We start from the raw sequence: 14,893 nt of genomic DNA on the forward strand, positions 1-14,893 counted from the left end.
AACTAACACCAAACTACTAATTATTATATTCCACCTAATTCTTCACTGCTATGGTGTTTCATACTTCCAATCCAGTTATGAATTTTAAAAATTTCATACTACAATACTGTTATTTAAGGTAATCTCTTTAAATAGCAGCTCATCTATCTTAAGTTTGACAATAGAATGAGTTTGTCTACTCTAAAATTCTATCTACTTATTGTTCCTGGCTTGGTTACTAAATTGTATTGTTTTTTCTGTATTGCCTAGTAAAATTTACAGGGTGTATTTATCCATATACCTGATTAATCGTTTCTTTGAGGATAAAAATCTCAATTCTCAACAGTTTCCTTGCCTTTAATTTTGCTAGCTGATGCTAGTTTCTCTTGATATCAACAAGATAATTAGAATTGACTAATTAACTATGGGATTCAACGATCAGCTAATTAATTTACCTACTTTATATCATGTTATTAATCGTACTCCGTTTACGATTACCTCTGATAGTTATGTAGTCGAAGCTATTGCCTTAATGACTCAGGAAAGATGTAATAACTATGCACCAACTAACTCAGATATTTCATTGGATTTAACCCTTGGAGGTCAATCATCAACTGATTATATCTTGGTTATGGAGGGAGGATATTTATTAGGTATTTTTACAGAACAAGATATAGTTAGACTTGTAGCTTCTAGAGTTGACTTATCTACACTGAGAATGACCCAGGTGATGAGGCGACCAGTTGTTACCCTAAGAGAATCAGATTGTCAGGATATTTTTATCGCCTTATCGTTATTGCGTCAACATCAAATTCGCCATCTGCCGATTTTGGACGATAGTAGGCAAGTGGTAGGAGTCATTACTGAGGCTAGCTTGCTACAAGCGTTTGACTTGGTGAAAATAGTTGGAGTTGTTGAAGGACTACAGCAATCTTTACAAAAACCCACAGATAAATTCACCCAGATTGCTCGGCAAATTGAAATAGACCAAGGACGCTGCCAAACTCAAAATTATTTAAGACTTTGGTTTGACGCACAATCTACTGAAATCATGGAAGTTAATCACGAACTTGAGCAGGCCCTCGAGGAATTTCGGACGGCACAAGAGGAACTGCGCCAACAAAATCAAGAACTGCTCGCAGCTCGTGAGCTAGTAGAATTAGAGCGTCAGCGTTACCAAGATTTGTTTGAATTCGCTCCAGATGGTTATTTAGTAACTGATGCAGCAGGTATTATCCAAGAGGTTAACCATGCAGCAGCGATGTTGCTTGCTATGCCCCAAGAATTTTTGATAAACAAACGATTAATTGTGTTTATTGCTCAGGAAGACCGCCAGACCTTCACCAGGCGACTGAATAATTTGCAGCAGGTGCAGGAGTGGGAAACTTACCTAAAACCACGAAAAAATAAACCTTTCCCGGCTAGCATTAAAATGGCTGCCATGTACGACTCACAGGGCGAGCAGGTTGGCTGGCGCTGGTTAATTTGCAATATTAGCGAACGACAACAAGCAAAAGAAGCACTACGGCAAGCTAACGATGAATTAGAAAGACGAGTAGCACAAAGGACAACAGAACTTGTCTTGGCTAACACGCTGTTGCAACAAGAAATTAGCCAACGCCAACGCGCCGAAGAGGCATTACGACAAAGCGAAAACCTTTATCGCCAACTTGTGGAAAGCCAAACAGACATCATTATCCGCATTGATTTGCAAGGACAAATTACCTTTGCCAATTTGGCTGCTTGTGAAACCTTTGGCTGGAGCCAAGATGAATTTCGCGGTCAATCATCTTTCGAGTTTCTTCATCCAGATGACTTGCCGCAAGTAATGGAAAATATGACAAATCTAATATCTTTATCTTGTTCATTGACAACTGGTGAGCGACGTGCCTTGACTGTCAATGGTATTCGCTGGTTTCAATGGAAGAGCATCCCAATTAAAGATGAAAAAGGAGAGATTATTGAAATACAAGGAGTAGGAAGAGATATTACCGAACAGCAAGCTGCACAGCGCGATCGCCAACTTGCCGAAGAAGCATTGTGCCAAAGTGAGGATAAATTTCGCAATTTTGCCGAAAACACCGAAGCAGCGATCTGGATTGCTAGCCCTGAGGCATTCCAGCCTTTGTACATTAGTCCTGCTTATGAAAAAATTTGGGGTCGTGCTTGTAAGAATTTGTTAGAACAACCAGATTCCTGGCTATACACAGTTCATCTAGACGATCGGCATCGCCACACTAAACTCATAGAACAACTGCTAAATAATCAGTCGGCATCAGCAGAATACCGGATTTCTCGACTTGATGGCTCGTTACGCTGGATTTGGAATCGGGGTTTTTCTGTATGCGACGCCCAAGGAAAAATTAATTATTATGGCGGTATCGCCGAAGATATCACTGATCGCAAACTCGCTGAAGAATCACTACGGGAAAGTGAAGCGCGATTGAATTTAGCTTTGGAAACTGCCTGCATGGGCATCTGGGATCGCAATCTAATTACCAATATTGGTATTTGGTCCGCCAATATGGGACTACTTTATGGTTTGTCCAAGGGTAGTCCATGTCCACCGTTTGAAGAGTACCTGAATTTAATCCATTCAGAAGACCGCGAATTTTTGGTTGTGAGTATAATTAGCATCCTTGAAGAAGGAAGAGGAACCGTAGAGTATCGGGTTATCTGGCCTGATGGCAGCATACACTGGTTAAACTGCACATGTCAGGTCTACTATAACGAATTAGGCAAGCCGATACGGATGCTTGGTACAAACAGAGATATCACTGATCGCAAACTCAACGAACAAAAAATCTCCGAACAAGCCGCTCTACTTGATATTGCCACCGATGCTATATTAGTTCGAGATTTCCAGTTCCAAATTTTATTCTGGAATAAAGGTGCAGAGCGGATCTACGGTTGGCTGGACACAGAGGTTCTGGCAAAAGACTCTCGAGAGATTTTATTCCCAGTCGGAACTCAACCGCAATTAGAAGCACCGCTCAAAAGCGTAATTGAAACTGGTTCTTGGCAAGGTGAGTTAGATAAAGTTACCAAATCCGGTAAGAAAATTGTCGTTGAAAGCCGATGGACATTAATGCACGATGCAGACGGCGAACCTAAATCCATCCTCTGTGTTGACACAGACATTACAGAAAAGAAACAACTCCAAGAGCAGTTTTTTCGCACTCAGCGCTTAGAAAGCATTGGTACCCTTGCAGGTGGTATTGCCCACGACTTGAATAATATATTGACGCCGATTTTAGCTGCCGCTCAATTGTTACAAGATAAATTTTTCCAAGATGAGGAGCATTCTCAGCAGCTAATGGCACTTGTAGAAAGCAATGCTAAACGCGGAGCAACTTTAGTCAAGCAAGTTTTGTCCTTTGCGCGAGGATTTAAACAAGAGCATACAATTATCCACGTCGGATATTTGATTTCAGAAATTATCCAAATTGCTAAGCAAACATTTCCCAAATCTATTGAATTTTCTACCGTGATTTCAGAAGACATTTTGGCTATGACTGCAAATACCACACAAGTACATCAAGTGCTGATAAATCTAATAGTCAATGCCCGTGATGCTTTGCCAGATGGCGGCAATATCCAAATTTCTGCAACAAATCAGTTCATTGATGAAGCTTATACCAAAATGAATCTTGATGCCAAAGTTGGGAATTACATTGTGATTACTGTTGCTGATAATGGAATTGGGATACCATCAGAAATATTAGATAAAATTTTTGAGCCATTTTTCACCACAAAAGAGATAAATAGAGGTACTGGGCTAGGACTTTCAACTGCACTTGGCATCATTAAAAGCCACGGCGGCTTTATAAAAGTGTCCAGCCAAATTCTTAAAGGCAGCGCATTTCAAGTTTTCTTACCAGCAATGGAAGTAACCCAAGTACTCAATATAGAAGATTCACAAGCTTACCCAGGACAGGGAGAATTAGTTTTAGTTGTAGATGATGAAGCTGAAATTCGTGACATTGCAAAAATCGTTCTCGAAAATCACAATTACCAGATGCTTGCAGCCAGTAATGGCATTGAGGCGATCGCACTTTATGCCCAGCACAAGCATCGAATTCAAGCTGTATTAATGGATATCATGATGCCGGAAATGGACGGAATCACTGCTATTCGCACCTTGCAAAAAATGAACAATCAGGTTAAAATCATTGCCTGCACTGGACTCAACTCAATCGAAATTTTTACTCAAGCTGCTGAGGCTAATGTCCAAACAGTTTTATCGAAACCCTATACAGCCAGAGAATTATTGAAAAGTTTACACCAGCTACTCAAATAACAATTGAAGCATATCCCTCTGGTGTCACTCTCCAAGAGGGCGATCGCTAAAAAGCTCATTAGGTAGTTAATACAAGCTATTTATTATTATAAAAAAATCTGGCGATGCCTGCGGCGGGCTAAGCCTACGCTGAGTAAGCAAAAGCTCTAAAAATCAGAAATGACAAATGTTTTTGGAGAGTGACATAAGAGAATTGTCTAGCTAGAAAATGAGTATATTTCCTTGCCTAAAAGTAATTATGAATTACGAATTTTGCCTAGTAGATATAGGTGAGTTTGAAACATTGCTATTTTCTTTGATTAAACGACTGTAAGTTCTCTGGGGAATAAAATGTAGAGGATTGTAACCCACAAAGCGTAAAATCAGTACACAAGCCCAGGAATATCGACCATCGGTAATAGCTTCGATTACCTGCTCAAATTGTTCTGGACTAATGGCTTTTTGAAAATTTTTTTGAGAAGAAATTTGGTAGTTCATAGCTAACCCTGATGTAACTTACCGAAACAGTGCTGTTTAATACTGATTACTCAGCAACTTAGTCTGGATAGAGTGACTCGGCTGTAGACAAAAAGAAATTTTTACTTTTGATTTAGATCCCACAACGTCGTCTTGGCTAAGTAAACTCATTGAACTAAGAATATGCCCGATTTCAACCCGCAAAGTCTTAAATCAGTTCTCAACTATTAAAGAAACCTATTGTGTATTATGCCTGACTGAGAACTTATACACATCTAGAATAATATGTCTTTCCAGCTAATTTAGCCAAACTGGCAGTTTTTTGCGAAAAAAAGACTTGTATTTCTGGATTCTATAAGTTTGAGTTTCACCTGAATATTTCAGCCCACAGCTAGAAGCAAGGATTTTTGGCTTTATTTACCATCAAAATAAGAATGTACCTCATAGAACACTCGTTAAGTAAAATTACAGATGTTGAGGAGAAAAGAATGAGGTTCTGAACTAATTAGATATCTGGAATTCGTCATGTATGAATTATTTGAAGGTGTCTTGAACAGCGATGAAAAAACTGTTCTAGGTGAGTTAATTGATGTATTAAATCTCTCAGGTAAACGTTACTTTCTGAGAAATGAAATTTTGCACACTTTTGCCGATTGCTGTCAGCAATTCCAAAAGCCAGCTTACTTTTATCACTCTTCTTCTATTGGAAAACTCATACATTATACCCATGAAATAATTCTGGAGGAGGAGTGTACTTGGTTTGTTGTTCGACCCAGGATTGCTAGCCAGGAAGTTTGGCTATTGAGAGCCGATCGCAGCTTTGAGCAGATGACGCCCCAAGCATTGCTAGATGCAAGGGATCGCTTGGTGAACCGCTACCAAAATCACATCTTGGAAATTGACCTCCACCCCTTTTACGAAGGTTCCCCCAGAATCGACGACCCCAGAAATATTGGTCAAGGTTTAGCTTTCCTCAACCGTTACTTGTCAAATGAATTATTGGCTGACCCCCAATACTGGCTAGAACTTTTGTATCTAGCTTTAAGCAAAATTGATTACGAAGGAATTCCTTTGCTAATTGGCGATCGCATTACCTCAGGTATCCAGCTAGCCAAACAACTGAAGCCAGCCTTGCAATTCCTCAGTCAGCAACCCCCTGAGGAACCCTATGAAAAATTTTGCTCTCACCTCCAACAACTCGGCTTTGAAGCGGGTTGGGGTAATACTGCGGCGCGAGTCCGCGAAACTTTAGAACTTTTCGAGCGACTCATTTACTCTCCACAACCAGCTATTTTAGAAACATTTGTCGCTCGTATCCCTGCTGTATTTCGCGTAGTCCTAATTTCCGTACATGGCTGGGTTGGACAAGAAGATGTCTTGGGAAGAGATGAAACATTCGGCCAAGTTGCTTACGTTCTCGAACAAGCCCGCAGTTTAGAAAACAAACTTCGTGAAGAAATCAAACTCGCTGGCCTCGACTTACTGGGGATTAAACCCCATGTAATTATTCTTACCCGACTAATTCCTAACTGTGAAGGGACATTTTGTAACCTACGCTTAGAAAAAGTTCAAGATACTGAAAATGCTTGGATTTTACGGGTTCCTTTTGCTGAATTTAATCCAAAAATTACTAATAACTGGATTTCTAAATTTGAGATTTGGCCATATTTAGAAACATTTGCTTTAGATGCTCAAACAGAATTGCTAGCCCAATTCAAAGGTAAACCTAATTTAATCATTGGTAATTACAGTGACGGGAACTTAGTGGCTTTTCTCCTATCTCGTAGTCTCAAAGTTACCCAGTGCAATATTGCTCATTCTTTAGAAAAACCTAAATATTTATTTAGTAATTTATATTGGCAAGATTTAGAAGAACAATACCACTTTTCCGTACAATTTACTGCCGATTTAATTAGCATGAATGCGGCTGACTTTATTATTACATCGTCTTATCAAGAAATTGTCGGCACACCAGATACCATAGGTCAGTATGAGTCATACAAGTGGTTTACTATGCCACAACTTTATCATGTAGTTGACGGAATTGATTTGTTTAGTCCTAAATTTAACTTTGTGCCGCCAGGAGTAAATGAAAACATCTTCTTCCCCCACAGCCAAAAATCAGAGCGAGATGCTGAGCTTTGTAGAAAAATTCACGAACTACTCTTTATTAGTGAAGACTCCCAAATTTTTGGTCGCTTAGATAACTCCAAAAAGCGACCAATATTTGCCATTGGAACTTTCAACACAGTTAAAAACCTTAGTGGTTTGGTTGAATGCTTCAGAAAAAATCAAGCGTTGCAAGAACATTGCAACTTGATTATCTTAACTAGTAAACTGCATCCACATGAAGCTATTAACCCAGAAGAAGCAGGAGAAATCGAAAAACTCCACGACATTATTAAGCAATATCATCTCCACGGTAAGATTCGTTGGTTAGGAATGCGTCTGTCTAGCCGTGACCTCGGTGAAGCCTACCGAGTAATTGCAGATTCTCAGGGAATTTATGTCCACTTTGCCCGTTTTGAATCCTTCGGAAGGTCTATTTTGGAAGCCATGATTTCTGGGTTACCAACTTTTGCCACTCAATTTGGTGGGTCATTAGAAATTATTAAAAACCAAGAAGACAGATTTAATATTAATCCTACAGACTTGGAAGGAACAGCAAAAAAGATTTTAGACTTCCTTGAAGAATGTGATACTCATCCTCAATACTGGCAGGAAGTTTCAGAATGGATGACTGGGCGAATTCATCACAGATACAATTGGCATTCACATACTAATCAATTGTTATTGCTGACGAAAATATTTAGTTTTTGGAACTTTATTGCTCCAGAAAATAACGAAGCCAGAGATCGTTACATGGAAGCGTTATTTCATTTGCTCTATAAACCAAGAGCTAAAAAGATTTTAAAAAAACATCTGGGTGAGTAGGGAGTGCCCAGTGCTGAGTGAGGAACCTCGCCAAAAACATTTTTGTTATACCATTTCACGAAATGCCTGATACAAATGATTCCTCTTTAATTCTTTCCCCCTGCTCCCTGCCCCCTGCCTCCTATTTGTATCAATCTTAAAGTCAAGCGGTATTAGCTAAGGTTAAAAGTTATTCTTCCCCTTCCCTGCCCAATCACCACTTTCAACAGATTGAATAATGGAAACAAAAGGTCGTTCTCGCCATTTTATTTATACAGACTGGACATTAACCGAAACTCAGTTTGATCCTGACCAATTGCACTCCAAAGAAACCGTCTTTACAATCGGCAATGGATACCTGGGAATAAAGGGCAGTTTTGAGGAAGGTTATCCTCATGCATTGCCGGCTACTTTTATTCACGGTGTCTATGATGATGTGCCCGTGATGTACACTGAACTAGTTAATTGCCCTGACTGGTTACCTTTAGTAGTGATTGTGGATGGCGATCGCTTTCGTCTCAACCAAGGTGAGATATTGCGGTATGAGCGAAAGCTTAACCTACGTCAGGGACTTGTGTGTCGTGATTTGCGTTGGCGTTCTCCCAGTGGGAAAACCATAGACATCTACTTTGAACGCTTTGCTAGTTTTGCTGACCAGCATGTGTTAGGACAACGCTGTCAGTTAACCCCAGTAGATTTTGATGGATTAATTGAAGTTCAGGGAAGCATCAACGGGTATGCAGAAAATCAGGGTTTTAATCACTGGGAAGGACTAGATCAAGGCAAGACTGACGAAGGAATTTGGTTACAAAGTCGCACCCGCAACTCCCAAATTGAACTGGGTATGGCAGCGAAGATGACAATATCGGGGACAAAAGCATCCTTGCAAGTCAGTACTACACCTGGTTATCCCACCCTCAGCACGACCTTTTTGGCTAAAGCGCAACAAACCGTAACAGTAGAAAAACTCGTCACAGTTTTCACTTCGCGGGAGATTGAAACACCAGTCCCAGCAGCTCAAAAAAAACTCGCCTACTTGTCAGACTACGCAACACTACTAAAAGCGAATGAACAGGCATGGGATGAGGTTTGGCAACAAAGCGATATCCTGATTGAAGGAGATACCACAGCGGCTTTTGCAGTTCGCTACAATCTGTTTCAGCTGTTGATTGCTGGACCACGGCATGATGACAAGGTAAGCATTCCAGCAAAAACTCTTTCGGGGTTTGGCTATCGCGGTCATATTTTTTGGGATACAGAAATTTTTATGCTGCCGTTTTTTGTGTTTACCCAACCAGCGATCGCCCGAAATTTACTGAGTTACCGCTGGCACACATTACCAGGAGCTAGACGCAAAGCTGCTCATTACGGGTATAAAGGAGCAATGTTTTCTTGGGAAAGTGCTGCTACTGGCGATGAAGTAACACCACGTTGGTCACTGCCGACTGATTTTTATGGTGAAGACGTGCGGATTTGGTGTCGCGATCGCGAAATACATATCAACGCAGATATCCCCTACGCAGTTTGGAACTACTGGCAAGCCACAGGCGATGATGAATGGATGCAAAAATACGGCGCAGAGATGATTTTAGATGCTGCCATCTTTTGGGGTAGCCGCGTGGAATTCAATCCTGAGCGCCAAAAGTATGAAATTCGAGGAGTAATCGGAACGGATGAATACCATGAATTCGTCCACAACAATATTTTTACAAACCGCATGGCGCAATGGCATCTAGAAAAAGCGATCGCAGTTTGTGATTGGTTGGCTGATAAATACCCACAACGAGCCAGAGAATTACAAGAGAAACTACAACTGACTTCAGAACAGCAATATTACTGGCAAGACATCATCGCCAAAATCTTATTGTTTTACGACCCATCAACAGAATTAATCGAGCAGTGCGAAGAATTTTTTCAATTAGAAGATATTAATTTAGCAGATTACGAAGGACGCGATCGCTCCATGCAAGCCATCTTGGGTATTGAGAAAACCAACAAATATCAAGTACTCAAACAGCCAGATGTATTAATGCTGCTTTATTTAATGCGAGAATCAACAGATTTTCCCTATAGCGAAAAAGCATTGCAGACAAACTGGGATTACTACGCACCCCGCACTGATATTACCTATGGTTCCTCCCTCGGCCCCGCAGTTCACGCCATCTTAGCTTCAAATTTGAATCTATCCACAGAAGCTTACAAACTATTTATGCATGGAGCAATGGTGGATCTTGAAGATAACCGGGGAAATACCAGTGATGGAATTCATGGCGCCACTGCTGGCGGCGTTTGGCAAGCTGTAATTTTTGGCTTTGGTGGTATTCAATTCACCGAAAATCGCCTGATCGCCAACCCCCATTTACCTGCTAACTGGACACGCTTGAAGTTTAAACTGCACTGGCAAGGGTTATGGCACGACTTTGATTTACATGGAGGAGTGGATATGGGGCACGAGGCACGGGGAGATCAGGAAGACAAAGGGACAAGGAGAATAACTCAACAACCAACAATCAACAATCAACAATCAACAGTCAGTACTCCCAATCCCAACATCCAAGGAGTCATCTTCGATTTAGATGGTGTGCTGACAGACACAGCAGAACTTCATTATCTAGGTTGGCAGAAGCTAGCAGATCGAGAGGGTATACCGTTTAATCGGATGGCTAATGAAGCACTGCGGGGTGTATCCCGTCGTGCTTCGCTAATGTTGATTATTGGAAATAGACCGTATTCAGAAGAACAAATCCAAGAAATGATGGAGCGCAAGAACCGCTACTATATGGAATTGCTCAAACATATGACATCTAAGGATTTGTTACCAGGAGCGATCGCCCTTTTGGATGAACTGCGGCAAGCTGGAATTAAAATAGCCATTGGTTCAGCCAGCAAAAATGCCCGCACAGTAATCGAGCGATTGGGTATTGCTGATAAAGTAGATGCGATCGCTGATGGTTATAGCGTACAGCAACCCAAGCCAGCACCAGATTTATTTCTCTATGCAGCCAAGGAGCTAGGAATCGAACCAGCCCAATCTGTAGTTGTAGAAGATGCCGCCGCGGGTGTTGAGGCGGCTCTAGCTGCTGGGATGTGGGCAGTAGGTATTGGCCCAGTTGAACGAGTTGGAGCCGCTCATGTTATTTTGCCCAGCTTAGCAGGGGTCGAATGGGCAGATCTACGAAGTCAATTACAGAACTCCAAAAAATCGGTGAGGCACTAATTCATATTTTTTTCTGCAACGCCATTAGAAAGTGAAGGTAGTACGAAGTACACCTACGGTAGTTGTATCGTTGTTGCTATTGCTTTCAGGATTAAAAAGAACAAATGCACCCGGAGTAATGCTGATATTGTCGTTGACCCGAAAGCGGTAGTAAGCTTCTAAATGGTACGGAACAGCCCTGTTTTCACCCGCAGCTGCTAGGGTAGCCGCACCACTGGCATCAGTGCGATATAGTGGCTGACCAAAAATGATGCCGGCATTGTTCCCTTTTCGGAATAAATCGTTGAAATGAACACCCGCCATCCAACTAGTGAAGGTAGTAGAAGCATCAACTGTCTCAGAAGAATCATCAACAAAAAATGCCGCGCCATAACCAGATAAAGCAATGTTCGGAGAAAATCGCCAAGTAAATGTTCCACCAACAGAGTTAAGTTTTAGAGGTGTTGCTAAATCAACTCCTGCTAAAGCACCAATATCACTACTAGTTAATCCTGTAGCAAGAATGTTTATACTGTGATAGCTGTTGGCATAGTTGAGACCAATATCGATAGAACTGCTTGGTCTAAAAGTTAATTGAGCTGCGATGACGCTACTACCCCCAAATACACCTGCCCCCAATGGTGTATCTGCTGTTTGCGCTGGTAAATTGGCGTTGACGCTGCCATACAAAGCTCTCAAATCGAGTTGCTTGGAAATATTAAAAATAAAGCCAGCAGCAGATGCTAAACCAGAACCAGAAGTACCACCAGAAATACGCACTACAGGGTTCAAACTCGCAAAGCGAGAAATCGCCTCTTGTCCTTCACCGTAAAAAGGAGTAATTGCAGGAAAAGCATCCGACACTTCAGCAGCAGTGCCAGCAAATAATGTGAGTTTATCAGCAACCGGAAAGATGTAAAGCAGTTTGTAAAGCTGAATAGAGTTGGCACCGATTGTTGTTAGTGTTTTAGGATCGACTCCAGGAAATTGAGGTTCAAAACTAGTACGAGCGCTACTAGAACTGAGGATTGGTGATGCTAATCCCAAACTCTCTTGAAGGCTACCACTTCCATCTACACCACCCAAGAAATTATATGCTTGCAACCCAGTAATCAGTGAGTCTTTACCGGTGAAACTGGTAGTAAGATTTAACCGGACTCGGTTTGTCAAGATGATATTGGGGTCATCCACATCTGGAGCGCCTCCGGTTGCACCAATAGCTGCAATAATTACTTCACCATTGAGTTTGGTAGTTGTAGAAAACTGATTTGCTTCTAACTGACTGGTGCGAGCTTCCAGAGCATCTACTCGACCTCGCAGTGTAGCTAATTCCGCAGAAAATTCTTCTTGCAGTTTTTGCAAGGTGGCTAAATCTTGCTTTGTTACCAAATCACTAGTTGCGGTGGCGATTAGCTCGTTAACCCGATCTAAACACGCATTCAAACCAGCAGCAAATTCATAACGAGTCAGCGCACGGTTCCCCCGATATGTGCTGTTTGGATAACCAGCAATACAACCATAGCGCTCGACTAGAGATTGTAATGCTGCAAAAGCCCAATCTGTAGGTTGGACATCTGACAATTGTGATACGGATGTTACTTGCGCTAAGCGTATTTCAGCAGAGGGACGTGAAGACTTTGAAGTAGTTTGCAAAGAATCACTAGAGGAAGGTAGTGTCAATGCAGCACTTTTATAATCATCATTACTTGTTTTATAACTAGCTTCATTTAGCAAATTAGCTGCTTTTTGGGAAAAATTTTGAGTTTGAGTATTATCTGCACCTGATTCAATTGCTCCTATCGCTAGTACAGGTGACCATCCGAAAAGTAAGCACAAAAAACTTACTCCACTAACAGAAGCTAGGAAATTAACTTTCACGATGTCTCCTCACAACTAAGCTAGATATATTTCAAAAAATTTGTCTGAAACATTAAATATTCTTTATTTATTAAAATATATTTGTGTCATATCAAAGTATTTTTAAATTATTAAATATACTAATAAGTTGTATACCAATTGATAATTTTGCCGATAAATTATCTGATACCTTGTGTAATTTCAATAATTACAATTAGGAAAAATCTATAGTGAACTTAATATAAAAATTATTTGATGGTTTCTGTAGTCTCAATAACTACAATTTGTAAGAATCTATAGTAAAGTTGCTATGCCTTTGGAAAGTGTCCGTCACACAGGGGCGAAAGATTACAAAAGAGTGGTTTTCGTTGCAGTCACGTTAGCAAAGCCGCAGCCGAGGAATATCTCACCTGTCAAAATTCCATTACCCAAATTCCAGCAAACAGAGGGCGCTTTCATTACTCGGTTTCCATCGATATTTATATAAGTAATCCCTCTTTTGTTACTTTCAGCAGAGAATAATCAATGATCCTTTTTATAAAAGCATTTCTCAACAAACAGACTTAAATGATAAAACTAGACCGCGATCGCTCAATTTCTGATTTAGTCTAAGGTTGAGGTTGTGAACAGTATTTTTCTTTCCCCGTAGTGATTAAAGAGGGGTAATACCGTTTCTTTATGAAGCTGCATATGTTTACCCCCCAGCTACGCCGTCCCCTCTTAGCAAGGGGGGACTACAGGGGGTCTTGATTATGTGCATCTTCATAGAGAATTGGTATAAGGTTTCCTAAATAGCATTGTATTTAAACATAAAGTTTAGAGTAATTACTCACTTTTTCTCACTGACATTCAAAAAATAAGCAAATATTCTAAAAATTGTCAGCTTTCTAATAGATTTCAACAAGTTTAGGCTTCAGAGATTTTGATTTTATTTTTAATTTGTCTGGCATCACTGGTATTTATAACAATATTAACTTGACAAGTCCAACAGTATTTTTAATTTAATCTGCACCTGCAATATTAGCTTGATTGCTGTTCTACTATTTTTAAAAGAGGTTAATTTAGATAATGCAAGAAATACCAGAAGAAATTCAAAAGCAAATAAAAAGATGGCATCAAGATGCAGTGATATTACACTCTACTTACATAACTTTAGGAGTAATTTCTATACTTTCATCCTTGATAGTCGCTACCTTTGTTGACGAACTTGGAACATTTAGAACAAAAATTTTTGCTGCAATTAGTGCAGCTTCTATTGGAATTATTAATACTACGGGTGTTGGGCGAAAGGGTAACGGATTTCGTCAAGCTCAAAGACACTTAAAAGCTGAAACAATAAGATTTAGTGCAGGAAAGAGTTCTATAGATGATTTAGCAAAAGCTTTTGTAGAAGCAGAATCCATGATAGGAGATATAGAAATTAAGATACGAGATTCATCAGGTTCAGGACAATAATATAGCAATTATATTTAATTTGTGATAATTGAAAGTTACAGGTACTAGACTTATTTGAGAAGTCGGGTATTTTGTCCGTGACGAATGATTTCAGATTGCTATATCCAATTGAAATCTATACAACTAGCTTATTCCGGAAAAAATAAACGGATAGAACAATAAAATCCTGGTAACAGTGATGATGTAATTTTATCATTATTTAACAAAGTTGCAACTAATACCAACTGTGCTTTTTCTCGACGATAAACTTCAACTTTTTGAGTGAAGCGATCAACAATCCAATACTCACGCACACCTTGAACTGAATATAGTTTTAATTTTGCTTCTTTGTCTTGAAGTTCGTTTTGTTTACCAGAAGATAAAACTTCCACTACTAACTCTGGTGCAGCTGTTAAATGTCCAGCTTCGTCTTCAATTTCTACTAGTCTTTCTCGACTTACCCAAACTAAATCTGGGATAACGCTATCTGCTTGGGAAAAAATTATCCCTGGAGTTAGAATTGTTTCTCCTAAAGCACTCAAGTCTGACCAAATATCGAGTTGTCGGAATATTTTGCCACAAACTTGTTGATGACGGCGGTGAGGAGTGCGAGTCACCAAGAGTTCTCCATTAATAATTTCATAGCATGTCCACTCATTTTCGGGTAGAATCTCTAAATCGTGAACTGTCCAGCCTATTCCATCAATGGCTTGGTTCATGATTGTTCTTGTTTGCGTTGTTGCCTTTGTTTGTTTGAT

At 40.2% G+C, this 14,893-nt stretch carries 7 protein-coding genes; 4 read left to right on the forward strand and 3 right to left on the reverse strand.

What is annotated here, in order from left to right; all coding sequences use genetic code 11:
* Positions 1 to 403 precede the first annotated feature (403 nt).
* A complete protein-coding gene (locus tag FCR06_RS07515) occupies positions 404 to 4,279 on the forward strand; it encodes a PAS domain S-box protein (RefSeq protein WP_138498194.1) in 3,876 nt (1,291 codons plus the stop codon).
* A gap of 243 nt (positions 4,280 to 4,522) precedes the next feature.
* Here FCR06_RS07515 and FCR06_RS07520 read toward each other — a convergent pair whose 3' ends face one another.
* A complete protein-coding gene (locus FCR06_RS07520; protein WP_138498196.1) occupies positions 4,523 to 4,756 on the reverse strand; it encodes a HetP family heterocyst commitment protein in 234 nt (77 codons plus the stop codon).
* A 504-nt stretch (positions 4,757 to 5,260) separates the two neighbouring features.
* On the opposite strand from FCR06_RS07520, the gene FCR06_RS07525 reads away from it, so the two are divergent.
* Together FCR06_RS07525 and pgmB are read left to right on the forward strand one after the other, a co-directional pair.
* Entirely contained in the window at positions 5,261 to 7,669 is a 2,409-nt protein-coding gene (locus tag FCR06_RS07525; protein WP_138498198.1) for a sucrose synthase, read from the forward strand.
* Positions 7,670 to 7,886: 217 nt separating this feature from the next.
* A complete protein-coding gene (gene pgmB / locus FCR06_RS07530; protein WP_138498200.1) occupies positions 7,887 to 10,865 on the forward strand; it encodes a beta-phosphoglucomutase in 2,979 nt (992 codons plus the stop codon).
* 24 nt (positions 10,866 to 10,889) lie between these two features.
* On the opposite strand, the gene FCR06_RS07535 is transcribed toward pgmB, so the two are convergent.
* Positions 10,890 to 12,722, reverse strand: a complete 1,833-nt coding sequence (locus FCR06_RS07535) for an iron uptake porin (RefSeq protein ID WP_138498202.1) — start codon at positions 12,720 to 12,722, stop codon at positions 10,890 to 10,892.
* A 1,047-nt stretch (positions 12,723 to 13,769) separates the two neighbouring features.
* Here FCR06_RS07535 and FCR06_RS07540 point away from each other — a divergent pair.
* Positions 13,770 to 14,156 carry a hypothetical protein gene (locus FCR06_RS07540; RefSeq protein WP_138498204.1) on the forward strand — a complete coding sequence of 129 codons (387 nt, stop codon included), beginning with the start codon at positions 13,770 to 13,772 and terminating at the stop codon, positions 14,154 to 14,156.
* A 128-nt stretch (positions 14,157 to 14,284) separates the two neighbouring features.
* Here the strand turns inward: FCR06_RS07540 and FCR06_RS07545 are convergent, their stop codons facing one another.
* Positions 14,285 to 14,854, reverse strand: a complete 570-nt coding sequence (locus FCR06_RS07545) for a Uma2 family endonuclease (protein ID WP_138498414.1) — start codon at positions 14,852 to 14,854, stop codon at positions 14,285 to 14,287.
* Between the last annotated feature and the right edge of the window lie 39 nt (positions 14,855 to 14,893).

The organism is Nostoc sp. PA-18-2419, assembly GCF_005869855.1.
Lineage (GTDB): Bacteria > Cyanobacteriota > Cyanobacteriia > Cyanobacteriales > Nostocaceae > Nostoc.